This window comes from Lutimonas halocynthiae (assembly GCF_030409835.1).
GTDB lineage: Bacteria > Bacteroidota > Bacteroidia > Flavobacteriales > Flavobacteriaceae > Lutimonas > Lutimonas halocynthiae.
This window is the reverse complement of record NZ_JAUFQO010000001.1, coordinates 598,375-617,147: the sequence shown is the minus strand read 5'-3', so window position 1 is coordinate 617,147 and position 18,773 is coordinate 598,375. Positions and strand designations below refer to the sequence as shown.

General features: G+C 36.3%; 15 protein-coding genes. 7 read left to right on the top strand and 8 right to left on the bottom strand.

The features are described from left to right. Positions 1–2: 2 nt before the first annotated feature. Together QWY87_RS02760 and QWY87_RS02755 are read right to left on the bottom strand one after the other, a co-directional pair. On the bottom strand, positions 3–1,022 hold the full coding sequence (locus QWY87_RS02760; RefSeq protein ID WP_290287919.1) for a metal-dependent transcriptional regulator: 1,020 nt from the start codon (positions 1,020–1,022) through the stop codon (positions 3–5). Then, positions 1,022–1,681: a metal-dependent transcriptional regulator gene (locus tag QWY87_RS02755; protein ID WP_290287917.1), complete on the bottom strand. Its 660-nt coding sequence runs from the start codon at positions 1,679–1,681 to the stop codon at positions 1,022–1,024. The genes QWY87_RS02760 and QWY87_RS02755 overlap by 1 nt, the downstream gene beginning before the upstream one ends. Positions 1,682–1,780: 99 nt before the next feature. On the opposite strand from QWY87_RS02755, the gene QWY87_RS02750 reads away from it, so the two are divergent. Beyond that, positions 1,781–3,046 (top strand): serine hydrolase domain-containing protein, encoded by a 1,266-nt coding sequence (locus tag QWY87_RS02750; RefSeq protein ID WP_290287914.1) that lies wholly within the window; start codon positions 1,781–1,783, stop codon positions 3,044–3,046. A gap of 9 nt (positions 3,047–3,055) precedes the next feature. On the opposite strand, the gene QWY87_RS02745 is transcribed toward QWY87_RS02750, so the two are convergent. Then, positions 3,056–3,493, bottom strand: a complete 438-nt coding sequence (locus QWY87_RS02745) for a hypothetical protein (RefSeq protein ID WP_290287912.1) — start codon at positions 3,491–3,493, stop codon at positions 3,056–3,058. Positions 3,494–3,616: 123 nt separating this feature from the next. On the opposite strand from QWY87_RS02745, the gene mfd reads away from it, so the two are divergent. The 3 genes from mfd (at position 3,617) to QWY87_RS02730 (ending at position 9,058) form a co-directional block, all read left to right on the top strand. Then, positions 3,617–6,970, top strand: coding sequence for a transcription-repair coupling factor (gene mfd / locus QWY87_RS02740; protein ID WP_435389484.1), 3,354 nt, complete (start codon positions 3,617–3,619; stop codon positions 6,968–6,970). Between the two features lie 167 nt (positions 6,971–7,137). Continuing rightward, positions 7,138–8,472 carry a PhoH family protein gene (locus QWY87_RS02735; RefSeq protein ID WP_290287910.1) on the top strand — a complete coding sequence of 445 codons (1,335 nt, stop codon included), beginning with the start codon at positions 7,138–7,140 and terminating at the stop codon, positions 8,470–8,472. Between the two features lie 115 nt (positions 8,473–8,587). Then, positions 8,588–9,058 (top strand): DUF4252 domain-containing protein, encoded by a 471-nt coding sequence (locus QWY87_RS02730; protein ID WP_290287908.1) that lies wholly within the window; start codon positions 8,588–8,590, stop codon positions 9,056–9,058. Here the strand turns inward: QWY87_RS02730 and QWY87_RS02725 are convergent. After that, entirely contained in the window at positions 9,051–9,845 is a 795-nt protein-coding gene (locus QWY87_RS02725) for an SDR family oxidoreductase (RefSeq protein WP_290287906.1), read from the bottom strand. The two genes, QWY87_RS02730 and QWY87_RS02725, sit on opposite strands and share 8 nt — an antisense overlap. A 111-nt stretch (positions 9,846–9,956) precedes the next feature. Here QWY87_RS02725 and QWY87_RS02720 point away from each other — a divergent pair, with 111 nt between their 5' ends. Then, a complete protein-coding gene (locus tag QWY87_RS02720; protein WP_290287904.1) occupies positions 9,957–11,303 on the top strand; it encodes a redoxin domain-containing protein in 1,347 nt (448 codons plus the stop codon). Between the two features lie 22 nt (positions 11,304–11,325). On the opposite strand, the gene QWY87_RS02715 is transcribed toward QWY87_RS02720, so the two are convergent. Continuing rightward, positions 11,326–11,685 (bottom strand): YraN family protein, encoded by a 360-nt coding sequence (locus QWY87_RS02715; RefSeq protein WP_290287902.1) that lies wholly within the window; start codon positions 11,683–11,685, stop codon positions 11,326–11,328. 3 nt (positions 11,686–11,688) lie between these two features. Then, positions 11,689–12,702 (bottom strand): S66 peptidase family protein, encoded by a 1,014-nt coding sequence (locus QWY87_RS02710; RefSeq protein WP_290287899.1) that lies wholly within the window; start codon positions 12,700–12,702, stop codon positions 11,689–11,691. 141 nt (positions 12,703–12,843) lie between these two features. Here QWY87_RS02710 and metG point away from each other — a divergent pair, with 141 nt between their 5' ends. Further along, entirely contained in the window at positions 12,844–14,901 is a 2,058-nt protein-coding gene (metG, locus tag QWY87_RS02705) for a methionine--tRNA ligase (RefSeq protein WP_290287896.1), read from the top strand. Positions 14,902–14,922: 21 nt separating this feature from the next. Then, a complete protein-coding gene (locus tag QWY87_RS02700) occupies positions 14,923–17,049 on the top strand; it encodes a Tex family protein (protein WP_290287894.1) in 2,127 nt (708 codons plus the stop codon). A gap of 4 nt (positions 17,050–17,053) precedes the next feature. Here the strand turns inward: QWY87_RS02700 and QWY87_RS02695 are convergent, their stop codons facing one another. Together QWY87_RS02695 and QWY87_RS02690 are read right to left on the bottom strand one after the other, a co-directional pair. Then, positions 17,054–17,752: an aspartate/glutamate racemase family protein gene (locus tag QWY87_RS02695; RefSeq protein WP_290287892.1), complete on the bottom strand. Its 699-nt coding sequence runs from the start codon at positions 17,750–17,752 to the stop codon at positions 17,054–17,056. Continuing rightward, positions 17,749–18,726: a carbon-nitrogen hydrolase family protein gene (locus QWY87_RS02690; protein ID WP_290287890.1), complete on the bottom strand. Its 978-nt coding sequence runs from the start codon at positions 18,724–18,726 to the stop codon at positions 17,749–17,751. Before QWY87_RS02690 ends, QWY87_RS02695 begins: the two co-directional genes overlap by 4 nt. Between the last annotated feature and the right edge of the window lie 47 nt (positions 18,727–18,773).

Genomic DNA, 18,773 nt, shown 5'->3' with positions numbered 1-18,773 from the left:
AACTACAATTTATTTATAAGAATTTTAGAAGCTTGATCCCTTCTCAGTGCAATACTTGTTCCTTTCACAGAATAAGCCACAGGGTTATTCATGGGGCTGTTTAGATCGATCTTAATCTCTGTCCCGTTTACAAATCCAAGATCAAGGAGTCTCCTTCTATTCTCTCCCCGACATTCTTTTGACATCCCTACGATTTTACCAACTTCTCCATCAATCAAACTCGAAAGTCTAACGGTTCCTTCTTCTTCAACCACTTCCTTTTTTAGGGCTGACACTGTAATATTTGCCGCAACGATGGGCGCCAATATAAATTCCTCTCCTTCCGAATGAAAAACAATACGTTCATTGCTCTTTTCTTCTATCCTGATCACCGAACCGATATGAATCTTTTCGGCTAAGATCTGCCGGTAAATTACATCCGGTTCATCCTCTATATGCACTATTCTACCAACACTATTTGCTGGCATTGATGACAAGGGCTCTCCATCTACTTCCTTTAGCATTCCTTCATTATTAGGAATAGGGTCTCCATGAGGATCATACATTGGGTTTCCTAATTGATTTGCCAACCTATCTGTTTCTTCATGACTCAAAACATGTTCCATCTCTTCAGCCATATCGTGCCAATCCGTTTTGTCAAAACCTGTTTTCTCTGCCAGATACTTTTCCCACAATCTATGCACCCTAATAATTTTTAGGGCGTATTGTCTTCCGTCATTTGTTAATCGAAGGAGATCTCCTTCAACTTTTACCAGTTCCATAATTGACATTTTATGAATGGCATCAATAATAAAACTATCCTTAACCTTCAATGAATTTGTAAGTGCATTGATATCTGCTTCAGCACCATAACTCTCCAATCGAAATAATTGTTTTAAAATATCTTCCATTACAGTCTTTTCATTTGACTGATAATTGTTTTTCAACAACCAATACCAACCCTTTACTGGGCGAAAAAAGGCAAATATCAATAATACGCCTCCTAGGAAGATCAACAATGCTGTTATTGGGTTATAGGTCATTATTTGACATTTTTTAAACAGAGGTTCTCAGCAACATTACTCGTTATTACCAATCTGTGTGTCTTTGTTTCAATGTGATACGAATCATCAAAAGGTTCTATATCAATTACTCGAATCTTATCTCCTAAAGCAAGGTTCTTTTTATTTAAATATTGTAAAAATACTGATGATGAATCTTTTACGCCAACAAAAATTCCGGCTGTTCCTATCTTCATATCCTTAATGCTTAAAGTCTTACTTAAAAGAACCCTCCCCTGTGCATCCGGGATTGGATCTCCATGTGGGTCCAATTTTGGAAATCTTAGAAACGCATCTAGTTTATTGATCAGCAATTCTGACTTTACATGTTCTAATTGCTCCGCGATGTCATGAACTTCATCCCAGTTAAACTGTAGTTTTTGAACTAAAAAACATTCCCAAAGCCTGTGTTTTCTTATCACTTTCAAAGCACTTAGACGACCTAGTTCTGTGAGGTACACGCCTTGGTATCTTTTATAAATCACCAGTTCTTTATTGGCTAATTTCTTCAACATATCTGTAACTGAAGATGCCTTGGTCTTAATTTTACCTGCAATAAGATTTGTACTTACTTCATTCCCAAAATCCTTCTCCAAGGCGTAAATGGTCTTTAAATAGTTCTCTTCTGCCTGCGAATACATAGTAATTTTTTTGCAAATATAAATATTATTTTAGGTAAGTCTAAATTTTTTGACTGCTAATTATTCATTATCTTTCAAATTCACTTATCAATTCTTATAATGACAAAAACATTCTTCTCCTTTGTAACTTTTATGCTTTTCAACACTTTCATCTTTGGCCAAAGTGCCATTTATGATACTTCAATAGGAAGCAGTCTTACAGTAATTGACAACTATTTAACTGAAAATATTGAAAAGGGTGTTATTCCTGGGGGTGTGTTTCTTGTGGCAGAAAAAGGGAAAATAAAATATTTCAAAAGCTTTGGTTACGATAACCAATCGATGAATAAACCCTATGAAAACGATAATATATTTAGAATTGCCTCAATGACCAAAAGCCTCACCGTTGTTAGTATTTTGCAATTGATGGAAAAGGGGAAATTAGACCTTGATGATCCGCTATCTAAATACATTCCTTCATTTAAGAAAACAATGGTTTTGGATCGCTTTAATAGCAGTGATTCTTCCTATACAACAGTAAATCAAAAAAAAGAAATAACGATAAGAAACTTATTGACCCATACTTCAGGCATTTATTATGGCAGCTTTGAAAAAGATTCTTTACGCGCCGTCTATACGAAAAATGAACTTATGATTTTTGGCCTGTCAACCGACCAATTTACAACTGAAGAGATGGTGAATAAAATAGCGGCCGCACCATTGGCATTCCAACCCGGAACTCATTACAAATACGGAATGAATATGGAAGTATTAGGAAGGGTAATTGAAGTTGTATCTAAAACTAGTCTAGACAAATACTTTAGTGAAAACATCTCTGGACCTCTAGGAATGAAGGATACATATTTTTATTTGCCGAAAGAAAAACAAGATAGACTCGCAAAAGTTCATGCCTCCGATACGGTTCAAAATATCATTAACTATCCATTTCTTGAATATCCTAAAATGCCTGCTCATAATCATTTCGCTGGTGGTGGTGGCCTAAGCTCAACTACGCTTGATTATGCTACCTTATGTATGGCACTTGCCAATGAAGGTTCATTAAATAAAAAAAGAATCTTGAAAAAGAAAACAGTCAAACTTCTGTCAGAACCTGAATTTACCGAATTGGATAATAACAATACAGGGTTTATGAGTAATGTGGAAGAAATGGGATTTGGTCTGGGTTATTGGGTTGTGAAAAAAGAAAATTCAGCCATGTCACCACTTAGTAAAGGATCATTTGGCTGGGGAGGTTATTTTAACACCAAATACTATATCGATCCTAAAAAAGATATTGTCATTGTGGGCATGACCCAAATGTTTGGCTTTAACAACCAACCTTTTTGGCAAGAGCTCAATAAGGTCATTTATAACGCCATCGACTGAAGCATTTAACTATTTCATTTTTAATAATCTGAGCATTTTATCGGTGAAACTATCCATAGAAGCCTCTTCTATATCTATTTCAAGAGCATGGTCTACTATCATTTGAACCCTGTTCAATGGAAAAGCCAAACCGATCACTATACGTCTCAGCATTAACACCTCTTCATTTTCAATATGACGATCAGCCTTGACCATAAGGATTAATTCGTAAAGACGCTCAATTCTTTCTATATGATCGAGGTGCGCTATGGTGGGAACACTTTCAGGAGATTTTAAAATTTTCTTGAAATTCTCATCTGTAATACTATATTTCTTTGAAACCTTTGCAAGGAATGCAACTTCTTCAGAAGAAATTTGATTGTCCGATTTTGCGATGCGGACAATATTGGCAAAGTGGCTGATGTTTCTCTTTTGCCCTATAGACAAATATATATCTGAAATATTCATAAAACAACTATTTAAGGACACTATCAAATATACAAAATAACCTTGTAAAATTTTAGCATATACTTCTATAATCGTTTTAATATTCTGCCCTATTAAACTTATATTTGCGAAAAATTAATCACTTTGAGTAAGCAGATTATTGCTGATCTTTATGATAGTTTTGACAAAGTCAGGCATATTGTAGACACTGTCAAAAATGACAACCAACAAATTGAAATTACCAATTTGAATGGATCTGCATTGTCTATGGTGATATCTTCTGTATTTAGAGCAACCGGAAAACCCATATTGCTCATTTGCAATGAAAAAGAAGAAGCAGCCTATTTTTTAAATGATCTTGAACAAGTTCTCGACAATAACAATAGCAGTGTAAGAGATGACGTTCTTTTCTATCCTGGATCTTATAGAAGACCTTATCAAATAGAAGATACCGATAATGCCAATATACTTCTTAGGGCAGAAGTATTGAACAGGATTAATTCACAAAAAAAACCTGCACTTATCGTTACCTATGCTGATGCCCTTTTTGAACAGGTCATTACAAAAAGTGAGCTAAAAAGAAACACCCTTAAACTGGCAGTGGCTGACACCCTGTCTCTAGATTTTGTTCATGACTTACTCCATGAGTACAAATTCAATCGTGTTGATTTTGTTGTAGACCCCGGAGATTTTGCTATTAGAGGAGGCATCATCGATGTATTCTCATTTTCAAATGATTATCCTTATCGAATCGAATTTTTTGGAGATGAAATAGATAGTATCCGGACCTTTGACATAGAAACGCAACTCTCGATAGATCGATTGACCAAGATCGATATCATGCCTAATGTTGAAAACAAATTTCTTGAAGAGAAACGCCAGAGCTTTCTAAAGTATATTTCTTCAAAAACGGTAGTTTTTACAAAAAGCCCTGATTTAAATAAGGCTCGTTTAGACAAGTTATACGTAAAAGCTAAAGAGGCGTTTGAGAATCTTAAGGGTGAAATAAAGCACAGCAGCCCTGATGAGTTGTTTTGCGATGGAGCGCTAATAGATAATCAATTAACAGCATTTTCAAGTGTTATCATAGAAAACAGATCCAAAGGAAAGTTTGATAAAACCATTGCTTTTGATACCCTGCCTCAGCCGGCTTTTAACAAACAATTCGATTTATTAATTGAAACCCTAAATGAGAATTCTGAAGCGGGTATAACAAATTATTTGTTTTGTGACAATGAAAATCAGGCCAAGAGGTTTCATGATATTTTCGACGATCTCGACAAAGAAGTTACCTACCAAACCATAACCACACCATTATACCAGGGTTTTATTGACCGAGATCTTAAAATTGCCTGTTATACCGATCATCAAATATTTGAGCGCTACCATAAATTCAGATTAAAAAGTGGTTTTGCGAAAAAACAATCTATACAACTCAAGGAGTTGACAAATCTTGAAATTGGAGACTATGTAACGCATATTGACCACGGAATAGGTCGTTTTGGAGGTCTGCATAAAATCGATGTAGAAGGCAAGAAACAAGAAGCTATAAAACTTATATATGGAGAAAGGGATGTTTTGTATATCAGCATTCATGCCTTGCATAAAATCACCAAATACAACGGTAAAGATGGTAAGGCTCCTAAAGTTCATAAACTGGGGTCAAATGTTTGGAAAAACCTCAAACAAAAAACAAAGGCCAGAGTCAAGCATATTGCCTATAATCTAATAGAACTTTATGCAAAAAGAAAACTTCAAAAAGGACATGCCTATAATATCGACAGCTATCTACAACATGAATTGGAAGCGAGTTTTATTTATGAAGACACTCCTGACCAACTAAGCGCCACTGAAGCGGTCAAAGCAGATATGGAAAAAGACCAACCCATGGACAGGTTGATTTGTGGAGATGTTGGATTTGGGAAAACAGAGATAGCCATAAGAGCCGCCTTCAAAGCTGTTGACAATGGGAAACAGGTCGCCATATTAGTTCCTACCACTATTTTGGCATTCCAACATGCAAAAACATTCAAGGAAAGGCTAAAAGATTTTCCGCTAAGAGTAGATTATTTAAACCGATTCAGAACTACTAAACAGAGAAAGGATGTTTTAGAAGGCTTGGAAAGTGGAGGTGTTGATATTGTTATTGGAACGCATCAGCTCGTGAGTAAAAGTGTGAAATTCAAAGACCTTGGTCTTTTGATCATTGATGAAGAGCAAAAATTTGGTGTGGCCGTTAAAGACAAGTTAAAGACTATTAAAGAAAATATAGATACGCTGACCCTTACAGCTACTCCTATTCCCAGGACGCTTCAATTCTCTCTCATGGCAGCGAGAGACTTATCTGTAATAAAAACACCTCCTCCAAACAGGCATCCCATAGAAACTAATGTAATTCGTTTTGGAGAAGATACCATAAGAGATGCTGTTCGTTATGAAATTCTGAGAGGTGGCCAGGTATTCTTTATCCATAACCGTATAGAAAATATAACTGAAGTAGCCGGACTTATTCAAAGATTGGTACCCGATGCAAAAGTGGGTATTGGTCATGGCCAGATGGAAGGAAAAAAACTGGAGCAACTGATGCTTCAATTTATTAACGGTGATTTTGACGTATTGGTCAGTACAACTATTGTTGAAAGCGGTTTAGACGTGCCCAATGCCAATACCATTTTTATAAATAATGCCAATAACTTTGGATTAAGTGACTTGCATCAAATGAGAGGTCGTGTGGGAAGGTCTAACAAAAAGGCTTTTTGTTATTTAATTACCCCACCATATCATATGATGACCGATGATGCCCGAAAAAGAATTCAGGCTCTTGAACTCCATTCTGAATTAGGTAGCGGCTTTTATATAGCCATGAAGGATCTAGAAATCAGAGGGGCCGGTGACCTTTTAGGTGGTGAGCAATCTGGTTTCATCAATGATATCGGATTCGAAACCTATCAAAAGATTCTGAATGAAGCTATTCAGGAACTGAAAGAAAATGAATTTAAAGATCTTTACCATCAGGACGAAGATCAAATCAAAGAATATGTAAAGGAAGTTCAGATCGATACTGACTTTGAAATTCTCTTTCCTGATGACTATATCAGCAGTATAGCAGAGAGGTTAAGTCTCTACAAAGAACTTAGTGAACTCGAAACTGAAGAGGAAATACAGGAGTTTGAAAAGAAACTAATTGATAGATTTGGGGAACTGACGATTGAAGCTGTTGACTTGTTAAATTCAATAAGGTTAAAATGGGTCGCCCGAACTCTTGGTTTAGAAAGAGTCATTTTGAAACAAAAAAGAATGATAGGCTATTTCTTGTCTGACCAGCAAAGCGATTTTTATCAAAGTCCGTTTTTCACAAAAGTGCTGAAATATGTTCAATCTCATGGCCAAACTTGCGTCATGAAAGAAAAACAAACAAAAAAGGGCCTAAGACTCCTTATTACCTTTATTCGGATTGATAGTATTGAAAAGGCTTTAGACACCTTACACGCCATTTAGTTAACTTCTTGTTAATAAGTCTAGCCATATTTTAATCCCTCCCTCTTTTTTCAAGCTTTATTTTTTGTACATTTTTAAAAAATTAGAAGCTGCCATTTGCAAGGCACCTATGAAAAAATAAGCCCATCATCACAAAAATGATGTGCTCTCGCCAAAAAATAAATTTTATGAAGAAAAGCACTACAAAGAAAATTTACGTCTTAGACACATCTGTTTTATTATTTGATCACAATTCAATCAAGAGTTTTGAAGAGAATGATGTGGCTATTCCAATAACTGTTTTGGAAGAGTTAGATCAGTTCAAAATAGGTAATGAAACTAAAAATTTTGAAGCTAGAGAAGTAATCCGGTTCTTAGATAAATTATCAGGAGTTAACGGATTAAATTCTTGGATAGGGCTTGGAAAAGACAATGGTAAAATCAAAGTGATCATGGATCAACTCGCTTTGGAAAAAGTAGATGCTGAAGAAATCTATGGAAATACAAAAAATGACAACAAAATCATAAACGCGGCCATTTCATTGCAAAATGAAGAAAAAGACAATGCCATCATTTTAGTGTCTAAAGACATTAACCTTCGTATCAAAGCGAGAGCAATCGGACTTGTATCTGAAGATTATGAAACAGGTAAGGTCAAAAACATAAAGAAGTTTTCTGAAGGGCTACCTGTAATAGACAATATTGATGCAGATGTGATTCAAAGTATTTATCAAAAGAGTCAGGTAAAAGAAAAAGGAATTCTTGGGAAGGAAAAAATTACCAATGGCTATTATATTCTTAACAACTGTACAAATTCAGTACTTGCCAGATATAATGGGGTAACCGATGCTATTGAAAAAGTTGATAAAAAATATGTTTTCGGTATCAAACCTCGTAACGCTGAACAAACTTTTGGATTAAATGCCTTACTCAACGAAGATATTAAACTAGTAGCCTTAGAAGGAGTTGCAGGAACAGGTAAAACACTGTTGGCGTTAGCATCCGCCTTGGAACAAAAAAATAAATATGACCAGATTATCCTTGCCCGACCTATTATTCCTCTGAGTAATAGAGAGATAGGTTTTCTTCCTGGTGATGCTGAGGATAAAATATCTCCATACATGCAACCTCTCTGGGACAACCTTACTTTTATAAAGAATCAATTTAAAGCCAATGAAAAAAAGAGCAAGTTACTAGAACAATTACAAGAATCTGGTTTACTTACTATTACAGCGCTTGCGTTTATTCGAGGTCGAAGTCTTAGCAATGCAATTTTCATTATTGATGAGGCTCAAAATCTTACACCCCATGAAGTAAAAACCATCATTACAAGAGCTGGTGAAGGCACCAAAGTCATATTTACCGGAGACATCAATCAAATAGACACTCCTTATATGGACGAGCACAGTAACGGACTCACCTATTTGATAGACAGGCTAAAAGGAAATTCACTCTTTGCCCATATCAAATTGGAAAAAGGAGAACGTTCAGAATTAGCCAACTTAGCAAATGATATGCTTTAACAATTTTTCTGCCTCAGAGCTTACTCAGAGCTTCACTTTAAGTGAAACCCTGAGTAAGCCTTGAGTTTTTTTGTTACAAAACCCGACTTCAATCGTCGTATAGGAAATCCCCACCATGAAAAGAGTTTTTTTGTTATTATTTATTGTTGCGTTTTCCTCTTGTGCTATCAACACCTCTTTTAATTCATTCTACCAAGAACATGAAGACGATTCTGAATTTTCCTTTGGCCTTAGTAGTTCATTAATCGCAAGTTTCTTGCCGGAGGAATCTATTGAAGACATCAAACCATTGTTGAAAAAAGCCAAGCATATTCGAATTCTTGTGTTTTCTGAACACGCTGAAGACAAAACTGAGCAATTTGACAAGTTTATCAATAGATCGAGGTTTGAAAAAACGATCAAAGTGAAAAGTAAAAATGATAAAATTGCGTTTTTTACACTTCAGAGAAATAAAAAAGTTAAAGAAATAGTACTCGAAATAGCTTCCGGGGATGAGCTCGTTTTAATTGGTTTAAAAACGAACTTAACTCAGGCAGATCTGGATAAAATAATCGACGGTTCAAATACTGAAAAACCGATTATGTAACGTCCACTTTTCTAACCATTCTTGAGAGAAGTAATGGGAAAAATCTTTTTACATAAACAGCTAAAACCTCCAGAAAACCTCCAATCACAACTTCTTGTTTTCTTCGATAGATTGCCTTTATCGCTTTCTTTGCAAAAAATTCTGGGCTGAGTCCGTTGGCGGTAGCCTTGTCTTTTGTGCCTTGCTTATTTCCTTTTGCTGTGAGTGCATTAATTGAAACATCTGTATTCACAAAACCTGGGCATATTAAAGTGACGTCTAATCTGTCATCATAACATTCTGCCCTCAGGCTATCAAAGAAACCATGCAAAGCATGTTTAGATGCTGAATATGAAGATCTTAATGGCGTTCCAATTTTACCTACCACACTGCTTATTACGACTAAATGCCCCTTCTTATTCATTTTGAAATGTGGAAGTAAGGCTTTTGTCAAAACTATTGTCCCAAAATAATTCACTTCAAAAATTCTTCTATCTACCTCCAAAAATGTATCCGAAACGAGTGATCTTTGACTTATTCCGGCATTATTAACAAGTATATCTATCCTTCCAAACAGACTTAGAGCCAGCTCAACCTTTCCTTTTAGAGCTGAAGTATCAGCCAAATCCAATGGCAAGGTCTTGATGCGTTCTGGATGCAAACATGACAATTTCACTTCTTCTAAAGCTTCTGTATTTCTTGCAGAGAGAATCAATTGAGCTCCCAACTCAGAATACTGTCGCGCCAAAGCGGCACCAATTCCGGAAGAGGATCCTGTGATCCAAATAATATTATTCTTTAGATTCATAATCAGTTTTTTCAAAGATACTCAATTAGATGCGTTGATAAGGACTGTCAAAGGCCAGCTTCATGAATCAAGAATTTTAAGATAAATTGTACCTTTGCAAAAAAATCCTATATGAGGAAGTATCTTTTTTTATTGTTGTTTGTCTTTGGCTATGCACTTCAAGCTCAATATTCCATTAATGGAACTATAGACCCTGACCATGATTATTCGTGGATTCTGCTGTATAAATTGGAGAACGGTGAACAAACCTATATTGCGAATGCAGATGTAGAAGATGGTGAATTTAAGTTTGAAATTGACGAAAAGGAAGATTCTGGTATTTACCGGGCGTACTATCAAATTGAAAACAATCTGTATGTCGAATTTATCTACAATAAAGAAGACGTGAAGTTTTCATTTGACCCAAATAATCCTGATACCTCCATATCGTTTTCAGAATCAGAAGAGAATAATATCTATCACAATTATTATGAGGCAATAAAATCAAAGCAACAAAGATTGGATTCGATTCAGGTGCTTTATTTTAAATCTACTGATAAAAAAACCGATGAAGCGCTTGAAAAAACATACAAAAAATACCTCGCGGATTTAAAAGATGAACAGCATCTTTTTGAAAAAAACTCTGAAGGTTTGCTCGCAAATCATTTTATCCTAGCCAGCTCGCAGTATAACGAGAATTCGCCTCATAAGGAACCTGAGGCTTATCTTGAAGCCATAAAGGAACATTTTTTTGATGCCATGGACCTTTCAGATAGCATTTTAAATCACTCTACTTTTGTCAATGACCGCTTAAACGACTATGTCTTTTATTTAAACCAAGGCGAAGATGAAGTTTCAGAAAATGAACTTCAAAAAGTTGCAATTGAAAAGGCGGTAAATTGGATTGACCATCATTTTGAAACTTTGTCCAGTTTTGAGGAGGAACTAATTGAAACTTACTTGATAAGTGAAAATGTAGAAATGATCAACTTTGTAATGGACACCTATTACAAAGCTTTGCCCGTTGCCTATCAAAACGAAGAATTAATCAGAAGAACAGAGGCAACATTGCTAACAGCCCTGGGCAGCATCGCCCCTGATTTTAGCTGGGAGTCTGATGGTAAAACAAACACGCTGCACAGTCTATCGGGAACTGACTATTTTATCGTTTTGTTTTTTAGTTCCAATTGTCCACATTGCCAAATGGAAATCCCTGAATTTTATACATTTATAAGCGGCATTGAGAATATTAAAGTCGTAGCTGTAGGTCTAGAGGATAATAAACAAAGCTGGGAGATTATGACAAAGGAGTACAGTGAGTTTGTCAATATTTTAGATTTGGATAAATGGTCAAGTCAAAAAGTCAAAGACTATGGTATTTCGGCCATTCCCACCTACCTGGTATTAGACGCTGAAAAGAAAATTCTTGCCAAACCGGAAGACTTTAATGAATTAAAAACAATGTTTGAAACAAGATAATTGTAAAGATGAACCGGATCTGTTAAAAGTGGTAAAAAGCATCCTCTAAATGGGTAATGGAGGTTTTAAAGTCAGTCTTCACAATTCCTATAATGTCAAATCGTACCTCCACATCCAAGTCGAGTTCAGTAACATAATGATCTACCGCTTTTACTATTAAATTGATCTTATCCCGCTTTACGAATTCCTGGGGGTCACCAAAAAAACTATTCGATCTGGTCTTCACCTCAACAATGGCCAGAACATCTCCTTTTTGAGCGATGATATCCACCTCGGCCTTTTTGAACCGCCAATTCTGCTCTCTTATTATAAATCCTTTCTCTATTAAATACTGCACAGCCAGTTGCTCACCATGATTTCCAAGTTCATTATGAGCTGCCATTTTTTATCTAAATTTTATCCTGGTTTTATTCTTTGCTACTTTCATGTCAACATAACTTCCTAATAATAATGTTCTATTATCATCAACATGGCCGGCCGGAAAATTAAAGACAATTGGAAATTCAGTTCCTTCAGCAGCTTCAAGAACTATTTCTTCCAGTGTTTTCCCAAATCTATTACCCTCATTAGATTTTAACTTAAAATCCCCAACAATAATACCTCCACAATTATTAAAAAATCCAGCTCTTTTCAAACTAATCATCATGCGATCTATATGATACAAGGCTTCACCAACATCTTCAATGAAGAGAATTTTACCATTCATGTTTAGATTAGTGTCAGAGGCCAGCATACTGTAAACAATTGATAAATTACCGCCTACCAATTGACCTGAGCCTTCACCTAAACGATTGTACTTTGAAGAAGGTATTTTATACTGTAATTTCTTACCAAATAAGGTTCCATACAAGGTTTGAATTGATTCTTTTTGACTTGGCTCTTCCAAATCAAGAGTCAATGGCATCTGCCCATGAATAGACTGATAACCTAAACCGTGAATTTTATTATGCAACACGGTCACATCCGAATAACCAATAATCCATTTAGGGTGTTCCATAAATTTTGAAAAATCAAGATCATCAATGATTCTTATCGTACCATAACCTCCACGAGCAGCCCATATGGCTTTGATGCTTGGGTCATCAAGCGCCTTTTGAAGATCTTCCAGTCTTTCTGAGTCGGTTCCGGCGAAAGAACTATCCTGAGAAAGCAAATGATTTCCAAAAAAAACCACTAATCCCCAATGATTGGCAAGTTCTATTCCCGGATCAATTGCCGCCCTGTCTTTAATCTTTCCAGCTGGTGCCAAAATAATGATCGTATCCCCTTTTTTTAAGTGTGGTGGCCGTATAAGATCTCTTGTGATAATGGCCTCCGTGTCGTTTTGAGCTGTTGTATTCTGGCTAAAAAGCACCAGACAAATCAACGAAAACAACAATATATTTAACTTGTAAAACATTTTTTAAATTTTTATAAAAATATAATTTAAAATCTATTTTTTGACCATCCTTTCTTAACTAAGCATGAATAGCTTGATAAATGAAAATAAAGAATGACATGTTTACCCTTTTTCTTACTTTTGTGGTCTTAATTTTTACACATGCAAGATCCTAAAAGATATACGATAACAGCTGCTTTACCCTACACCAACGGGCCGGTTCATATAGGTCATTTGGCAGGAGTTTATGTTCCAGCTGACATTTATGCGAGATACCTTCGCCTCAATGGCAAGGATGTAGCATTTGTTTGCGGTTCAGATGAGCACGGAGTGCCTATTACTTTAAAAGCTAAAGCGGAAGGAATTACACCTCAAGCCGTAGTGGATAAATACCATGAGATCATTAAAAAATCTTTTCAGGAATTCGGAATTACTTTTGATAATTATTCGCGAACAACAGCAAAAGTGCATCACGAAACGGCAGGTGAATTCTTTAAGGACTTATATGAACACGGTAAATTTATTGAGGAAACATCCGCTCAATTATATGATGAAGAGGCTGATCAATTCTTAGCTGACAGGTTTATCGTTGGAACCTGCCCTAAATGTGGCTTTGAAGAAAGTTATGGTGATCAATGCGAGAATTGCGGTACCAGTCACAATGCACAGGATTTAATAAACCCAAAATCAGTTATTACAGGAAACAAACCATCACTAAGAGAAACCAAGCATTGGTATCTGCCTTTGAATGAATATGAAAGTTTTCTGGATGAGTGGATTCTAAAGGGTCATAAAAAAGATTGGAAAGCCAATGTTTTAGGCCAGGTAAAATCTTGGGTTGACGATGGCTTAAAACCAAGAGCTGTAACCAGAGATTTAGACTGGGGAATACCAGTTCCTGTTAAAGGAGCGGAAGGAAAGGTTTTATATGTGTGGTTTGATGCGCCGATTGGTTATATTTCTTCAACAAAGGAATGGGCAGAAAGAACAGGAAAAGATTGGGAGCCTTATTGGAAAGATGAAGGTACCAATTTGATTCACTTTATAGGAAAAGACAATATTGTATTTCATTGTATCATTTTCCCTGCTATGTTAAAGGCTCAGGGAAGTTATATTCTTCCGGAAAATGTACCAGCAAATGAATTCTTAAATCTTGAAGGAAACAAGATCTCAACTTCGAGAAATTGGGCAGTATGGCTTCATGAATACCTTGAGGAATTTCCTGAAAAACAAGATGTATTAAGGTATGTGCTTACCGCTAATGCGCCTGAGACGAAGGATAATGATTTTACCTGGAAAGATTTTCAGGCCAGAAATAACAATGAACTTGTGGCTATCTTTGGTAATTTTATCAATAGAGTTGTTGTATTGACTGATAAATACTACGAAGGTTCAGTTCCTGAGCCAAACAGTTTTACAGAAGTAGATAACAAAACACTTGATCTATTAGCTAAATATCCTGATATTATTTCAAGCTCGATAGATAGGTATCGCTTTAGAGAAGCGCTTTCTGAACTGATGAATTTGGCAAGACTGGGCAACAAATATCTAGCTGATGAAGAGCCTTGGAAAAAAATAAAAACAGATGCTGAAAGAGTAAAAACGATTATGTTTGTTGCACTTCAAATCGCAACAGGCTTATCAGTTTTATGCGAACCATTTCTTCCTTTTACAAGTATAAAATTAAAAGGAATTCTCAATAGTACAGGATTTGAAAACCTGAATTGGAAGTCGATTAGCACAGAAAAAACATTGCTGCCGGCGAATCATCAAATCAATAAGGCTGAATTGTTATTTGCAAAAATCGAAGATGCAGAAATTCAAACTCAAATTGACAAACTAGAAGCGTCAAAAAAGAGTCAGGTAACTGTTGAATTAACACCTCAAAAAGAAACCATTAATTTTGATGACTTCAGTAAATTGGACATTAGAATAGGAACAATTCTTGAAGCTGAAAAAATACCGAAGACCAAGAAGCTTTTAAAACTAAAAGTTGATGTTGGAATCGATACCAGAACTATCGTAAGCGGCATTGCAGAAAGTTTTGATCCTGCCAATATTATTGGACAAAAAGTGTCTGTTTTAGTTAATCTTGCTCCAAGAAAATTGAGAGGGGTTGAAAGTCAAGGGATGATTTTAATGAGTGATACAACCGAAGGCAAGCTTAGTTTTATTGAACCCGATGCTGACTCCGTTGCAAACGGAGAAAAAGTAAGCTGATCAAATAATTAAAAATCTTCTATGGATCTATTGGCTTTTGTTGAGTCTAAAACACAACTTCCCAAAAAGGGAATTTCAAATACAATAGACCTGCTGAAGGAAGATTGTACCATTCCATTTATTTCAAGGTACAGAAAAGAAAAAACTGGTAATCTTGATGAAGTAGAGATAGGCCGTATAGTTGAATTCAAAAAACTGTTCGAAGAACTAGAGAAACGGAGAGCTACAATCTTTAAAGCGCTTGAAGAGCAGGAGGTTTTAAGTCCTGAATTAAGTTCTCAAATTAATGCCGCGATTGATCTCAATACTTTAGAAGACTTATACCTGCCCTTTAAGAAAAAAAGAAAAACAAAGGCTGAAACGGCCAGAAACAATGGTTTAGAACCCCTGGCTAAAATTATCATGAGCCAAAAACCAGATTCACTATCACAGATTGTTTCCAGATATACTTCAGCAGATATAGATCATGAAGCAGCACTTGAAGGAGCCAGACACATCATTTCAGAATGGATAAGTGAAAGAAGCAGTGTCAGAAATAGAGTAAGATGGCATTTGAACAAATTCGCCCGTATCCAGACCAAAGTTGTAAAGTCGAAAGCTGATCAGGAAAAGGCCATCAAATTTTCAGATTATTTTAATTGGGAGGAAGATCTTAAGTCTTGTCCGTCCCATCGCCTATTGGCTATTTTAAGAGCAGAACGAGAGGGTTTTATCCGAATCGCAATACTTATCGACAAAGAAAAGGTTCTCAATGAAATCAAACAGAGAATCATCGAACGCCAGACAGAATGTACCGAACAAATTGCTCTTGCCATAGATGATGCCTTTAAAAGATTGCTCTTCCCTTCACTTTCTAATGAAATTCTTCAAACTGCTAAAGAAAAGGCGGATGAAAATGCTATACAGGTTTTTTCCAAAAACCTAAGACAACTTTTACTTGGAGCACCACTTGGTGAAAAAAGAATTTTAGCGCTCGACCCTGGGTTTAGATCTGGCTGTAAACTTGTTTGCCTCAGTGCACAGGGCCGATTAGAACACAATGAGAACATTTATCCTCATGCTCCCAAAAATGATGTAAAAGGCGCAATGAAAAAATTAAATTCCCTGGTGGATGCCTACAAAATAGACGCCATTGCAATCGGAAATGGTACTGCATCGAGGGAAACAGAAAGACTGGTAAAAAACATTCGTTTTAATAAAGATATTGAGGTCTTTATAGTTAATGAGGCAGGTGCCTCGATTTATTCTGCTTCGAAAATTGCCCGTGATGAATTTCCTAATTTTGACGTAACGGTAAGAGGTGCTGTTTCTATTGGGAGAAGACTAGCTGATCCTTTGGCAGAACTGGTAAAAATAGATCCCAAGTCAATTGGAGTAGGTCAATACCAGCACGATGTTGACCAGCATAAACTAAAAGACAGTCTGGATACCGTAGTTGAAAGTTGCGTAAACACTATTGGAGTGAACATCAATACGGCCAGTGTTTCTCTATTGAGTTATGTTTCCGGGATTGGCGATAAACTGGCTCAGAACATTGTAGATCACAGAAAAGAAAAGGGTCCTTTCAAGTCAAGAGCAGAAATTAAGAAAGTAGCAAGACTTGGCGCGAAAGCCTTTGAACAATCTGCGGGTTTTATGCGTATTAAAAATGCGAAAAACCCATTAGACGATTCTGCAGTTCATCCTGAAAGTTATAGTCTTGTTGCAAAAATGGCAAAGGATGAAAAAATAAATTTGAACGATTTGGTGGGCAATAAGCCCCTACTTGAAAAAATTGACCTTCAACAGTATTGCAATGATCAGATCGGTCTTCCTACATTGAAAGATATTGTTCACGAACTTGAAAAACCAGGTGTTGACCCAAGAGAAAAAGCCAAGATTTTTAGTTTTGATCAAAATTTAAAAAGTATTGACGACTTGAAAGAAGGGCAATTACTCCCCGGTATTATCAATAATATTACAAATTTTGGCTGCTTTGTAGATATTGGAATCAAAGAAAATGGTTTGATTCATGTTTCAAACCTTTCCGATACGTTCGTAAAAGATGTAAATGCCATTGTAAACCTTCACCAACAAGTTATCGTGAAGGTTTTAGAAGTTGATAAAATTAGAAAGAGGATTCAACTGTCACTCCATTCGAAAAGATAATTAGCTAATAACTACCTTCCAGTGCTATCTCCACAGCCTTTTCGGCATGAATTTTTGTTGTATTAAAAAGAGGAATGTCAACATCCATTGGCTTGATCAATAAAGGAATCTCTGTACAACCCAGAATAATCCCTTCTGCTCCTTCTGTTATTAAACTCTCGATTATTGACACATATGCCTTTTTTGATTCATCGGTCACAATCCCATTGACCAGTTCTTTGTAAATAATATCATGAACCTTATTTCTCCCCTCCTCGTCAGGTATTAATACGGCAATCCCATTCTTTTCAAGAATGTCTCTAAAAAAGTCTCTTTCCATGGTGAATTTTGTTCCCAACAAGGCCACTTTTTTTAATTTTTTATTCTTGATTTCAGCCGCCGTGACATCGGCAATATGCAACACAGGAACTTTACTGCTTTGTTCAATAGCAGGCACACTCAAATGCATCGTATTGGCACAGATCAATATCATTTCTGCGCCTGAAGATTCCAATGCCCGCGCCCTTGTTTTCATTAATTCATCCAAAGCGTTCCAATCATCTTTAGCTTGGAGCGCTGCTATTTCAGCAAAGTCAACCGACTCAATTACACAATTTGCTGAATGAAAACCGCCACGTAATGATTTCACCTTTTCATTAAGCAGTTTATAATACAAAAGTGTTGACTCCCAACTCATTCCTCCTATTAATCCAATTTTTTTCATCCTTTTGGTTTTGTATTATCCTCTATATCTAAAATGCTTTGTCTTTCTCTGTTGACTGTCAAGCGCGTTACATCAGGTCTTGAATAATGGCCAACAACGTCAAAGTTCTGACGCTCTTCCAATACGCGGTTAAAATCAATATCCTGAATGATCAGACCTTCCTTACCAATTTGTGGCTCAATAATCCATTCGCCATCTGGTCCGGCAATGCAAGATCCTCCATTGGCCAATACATCAGGGCAATCCTGAAGAATCTTATCCAAATAAGGTGTGTCATTTGGAAAATCCTTTCTATTCATCAAACTTGATACTGAAATGACAAATGACCTTGATTCTCTCGCAATAAATCTCGTGATATCACGGGTATTATGATCTGATCCAGGCCAAACCGCAATATGAAGGTCTTCACCGAGTCCGTATAGCGCAGTACGAGGAAGTGGCATCCAATTTTCCCAGCAATTCAAACCTCCCACAGTAAATTTCTTTAGTGGATGCACTTGCAAACCATTTCCATCTCCTGGAGACCAAGTGAGTCTTTCATCATAGGTAGGCTGTAATTTTCGATGCACTGACTGAATTTCTCCTTTTGCATCAATATATACCAACGAACAATACAAGCTATGCCCTCCTCTATTAAGCGGGCGTTCAATCAATCCGAGATATACTGATATTTTCCTGTCACGACAGAGATTCGTTATGTCTTGCAATTCACCTGCTTCAATTTGAATGGCATTTCTAACATAATGCGCATGCATCTCCTTCTGCATTTTAGAATCAAACTCGGTAGCATGAGTCAAACCCAGCCAAAAAGGGTAACCAGGCAATAGACCTTCTCCAAAAACAAGAAGCTCACATTTTTTGTCGGCCGCTTCATTGATTTGAAAAATGATTTTTGCTATCGTCATCTGTTTATCGAGCCAAACTGGTGCTATTTGAGCCATTCCAACCCTTAGCCGCGCATCATTTTTAGACATATTTGTAGTGTTTTGATCAGTGAAATTATGAATTCATAAAGATAAGT

Excerpts from the sequence above, each read along its gene's own strand:
- QWY87_RS02745 (WP_290287912.1), bottom strand. The coding sequence starts at position 3,493 with ATGAATATTTCAGATATATATTTGTCTATAGGGCAAAAGAGAAACATC.
- QWY87_RS02735 (WP_290287910.1), top strand. The coding sequence starts at position 7,138 with ATGAAGAAAAGCACTACAAAGAAAATTTACGTCTTAGACACATCTGTT.
- QWY87_RS02730 (WP_290287908.1), top strand. The coding sequence starts at position 8,588 with ATGAAAAGAGTTTTTTTGTTATTATTTATTGTTGCGTTTTCCTCTTGT.
- QWY87_RS02750 (WP_290287914.1), top strand. The coding sequence starts at position 1,781 with ATGACAAAAACATTCTTCTCCTTTGTAACTTTTATGCTTTTCAACACT.
- metG (WP_290287896.1), top strand. The coding sequence starts at position 12,844 with ATGCAAGATCCTAAAAGATATACGATAACAGCTGCTTTACCCTACACC.
- QWY87_RS02710 (WP_290287899.1), bottom strand. The coding sequence starts at position 12,702 with ATGTTTTACAAGTTAAATATATTGTTGTTTTCGTTGATTTGTCTGGTG.
- QWY87_RS02720 (WP_290287904.1), top strand. The coding sequence starts at position 9,957 with ATGAGGAAGTATCTTTTTTTATTGTTGTTTGTCTTTGGCTATGCACTT.
- QWY87_RS02690 (WP_290287890.1), bottom strand. The coding sequence starts at position 18,726 with ATGTCTAAAAATGATGCGCGGCTAAGGGTTGGAATGGCTCAAATAGCA.
- QWY87_RS02725 (WP_290287906.1), bottom strand. The coding sequence starts at position 9,845 with ATGAATCTAAAGAATAATATTATTTGGATCACAGGATCCTCTTCCGGA.
- QWY87_RS02755 (WP_290287917.1), bottom strand. The coding sequence starts at position 1,681 with ATGTATTCGCAGGCAGAAGAGAACTATTTAAAGACCATTTACGCCTTG.
- QWY87_RS02715 (WP_290287902.1), bottom strand. The coding sequence starts at position 11,685 with ATGGCAGCTCATAATGAACTTGGAAATCATGGTGAGCAACTGGCTGTG.
- QWY87_RS02760 (WP_290287919.1), bottom strand. The coding sequence starts at position 1,022 with ATGACCTATAACCCAATAACAGCATTGTTGATCTTCCTAGGAGGCGTA.
- QWY87_RS02700 (WP_290287894.1), top strand. The coding sequence starts at position 14,923 with ATGGATCTATTGGCTTTTGTTGAGTCTAAAACACAACTTCCCAAAAAG.
- QWY87_RS02695 (WP_290287892.1), bottom strand. The coding sequence starts at position 17,752 with ATGAAAAAAATTGGATTAATAGGAGGAATGAGTTGGGAGTCAACACTT.